Annotated in this window: 3 protein-coding genes; 1 reads left to right on the top strand and 2 read right to left on the bottom strand. The window is 77.1% G+C overall.

What is annotated here, in order from left to right; translation table 11 throughout:
- On the top strand, positions 1 to 657 hold a 657-nt coding region (locus tag ACWEN3_RS45425; protein ID WP_452984177.1), incomplete at its 5' end, for a VOC family protein.
- Positions 658 to 675: 18 nt separating this feature from the next.
- Here ACWEN3_RS45425 and ACWEN3_RS45420 read toward each other — a convergent pair.
- Both ACWEN3_RS45420 and ACWEN3_RS45415 read right to left on the bottom strand, forming a co-directional pair.
- The gene (locus tag ACWEN3_RS45420) at positions 676 to 1,344 is read right to left on the bottom strand and encodes a MarR family winged helix-turn-helix transcriptional regulator (RefSeq protein WP_452984175.1); all 669 of its coding nucleotides are present in this window, start codon (positions 1,342 to 1,344) and stop codon (positions 676 to 678) included.
- Positions 1,248 to 2,377: FUSC family protein (locus tag ACWEN3_RS45415; protein WP_452984173.1), on the bottom strand; the 1,130-nt coding region annotated here is incomplete at its 5' end. The genes ACWEN3_RS45415 and ACWEN3_RS45420, both read right to left, overlap by 97 nt.

The following is a 2,377-nucleotide window of genomic DNA, read 5'->3' as shown; positions in this document are numbered from 1 at the left end:
GAGACCGACCCCCGGCAGGAGGCGGGGGGTTACACGGTGGCGCACCTCGGGGACGCGGCAGTGGCCGCGATCAGCCCGCTGTACCAGGAGTCGCAGCCGGTGGCCTGGAACGTCTCCTTCGCCGTGGCCGACGCGGACGCGGCGGCACGGCGGGTGGAGGAGGCCGGCGGGACGGTGGTCCTCGGCCCGATGGACGTGTTCGACGCGGGCCGGTTCGCGGTGGCCGTCGACCCGGCCGGCGCGGTGTTCCAGCTGTGGCAGGCGCGCGCCTTCCCGGGTGCCGGGCTGTTCAACGCGCCCGGGTCGCTCGGCTGGGTGGAGCTGGCGACCCGCGACACCGACCGGGCCCGGGACTTCTACACCTCGGTGTTCGGCTGGAGCGTCAACGCCTCGCAGTGGTACACGCAGTGGGGTGTCGGCGGGGAGGACTTCGGCGGTATGGCCGACATGGGCGACCGGTACCCGCCCGAGGCGCCCGCGCACTGGCTGCCGTACTTCTCGGTCGACGACGTGGACGCCTCCGCGGAGGTCACGGCGCGGGCGGGCGGCGCCGTCGTCACACCTCCCGCGTCGATGCCGAACGGCCGGCGCCTCGCGGGGCTGCGGGATCCCCAGGGCGCGGCGTTCGGCGTGTACCGGGCGCCCGCGGAGGACTGACGCCTGCGCCTGCGACGCTCAGGCCCGCACTGCGCCCGTCCGGCCCTCCAGGCGGCTGAGCAACTCGGCCAGCAGGCCGGCCAGTTCGTCCTGGCCCTCGGGGGCGAGCGTGGAGAGGACGGAGGTCTCGTAGCCGAGTTGCTCGGGGAGGATGCCGTCGACCAGGTCGCGGCCGGTGTCGGTGAGGCGGACGTGGGCGACACGGCGGTCGCGGGTGTCGCCGCGGCGCTCGACCAGGCCGCGTTCGGTCAGCTGCTTGAGCCGCTTGGTCACGGCGGCCCCGGAGGAGAAGGTCTCCCGGGCCAGCTCCCCCGGCGTCAGCTCGTGCCCGGTGCGGCGCAGCGCGCCGAGCAGGTCGAACTCGGGGCGGCTGAGCCCGGCCCGGCGCAGCGGCGCGTCCTCGGCCTGCTGGAGCAGGGCGGCGCAGCGGTTGATCCGCCCGATGATCTCCATGGGCCCGGTGTCCAGTCCGGGGTGCACGGCCCGCCACTGCCGGACCACGGAGGCGACGGTGTCGGCCCTGGGCACCTCGTGCCGCGCTCGCGCGCCGGACGCCTCGCCCCCGGCTGCCGATGCGCCGTTCGTCGCCGTCATGGCCGTATGCCCTCCGTCGTCCTGCCCGGGTCGTGGTCCTGCGGTGCGAGGCCCTGGCGTCGTACCGTCGCCGCGAGCGTACGGTGTCCGCACCGCTCGGCCAGCACGACCCGCTCCTCGGGCAGGGCGCGCTGCCACCACTCGCCGGCGGCGGCGTCGGCCGTGGCGCGCAGGTCGACCAGCGCGGCGGCGAGGGCGCGGCGGGCGGTCTCCAGGGCGCGGGGTGCCGGCCGGGGCTCGGCGAGCAGCCGGGCGGTGTCCTCGCGGGCGCGTTCCGCCGTGGTCAGCGCGTGTTCCAGCCGGTCGCCCGCGCGCCGGTTGGTGACGGCGACGGCCGCCACGAAGCCGACCAGCGCCCCGACGAGGGTGTCCGCGACCCGGTCGGTGATCAGCTCGGCCGGGTTCTGGGCGCGGGCGAACTCGGTGATGAGCAGGGCCATCGGGGTGACGCAGACGGTGCCGAGCCAGTAGTTGCGGCCGATCAGCGCCTCCGCGCCGAAGTTCAGGGCGACGCAGCACAGCACCAGGGCCACGGGGTGGCGGTGGGTGAGCGGGGCGAGGGCGGCGAAGACGAGGACGCCGAGGACGTTGCCGACGACGCGCTGGACGCCCCGGTTCCAGGTGAGGGTGACGTTGGCCTGGTAGAGGGAGGCCGCGGTGACCAGCGCCCAGTAGGGGCGGCCGACCCCGAGCGCGAGGGAGGCGTACCCGGCGAGGGCGCAGCCGATCGCGGTGCGCGCGGCGATCGGGACGAGGGGGGCGAGCCGCTGCCGCGACGGCTTCGGCGGGAGGGCCAGTTCGGTGTCCACGCTGAGGAGTTCGTCGGCGGACTCGCCGGGGGACCCGGCGCCCGGGATCCGGCCGGTGCCGCGCAGTTCGCGGGCCCAGGCGCGCAGCCGTGCGGGGTCGGTGTCCGCGGGGGCGGCGAGGGCGACCTCGGCGCGGACGAGGAGCCGTTCGAGGGCGCGCCGGGTGCCGTCGGGGCGGGTGCCGGGGGCGAGCAGCGACTGCCAGGCGGCGTGGATGGCGGCGGCGCTCACGGCGCGGGCCCGGGCGTGGCCGTCGGCGGTGCCGCGCGTCTCGGCGTACGCGGCGGCCGCGGTCAGGGCCCGGGCCGTGGCACGGC

The organism is Streptomyces sp. NPDC004561 (genome assembly GCF_053602155.1).
Note: the sequence above shows the minus strand (reverse complement) of the source record. Positions and strands in the feature narration are given on the sequence as shown.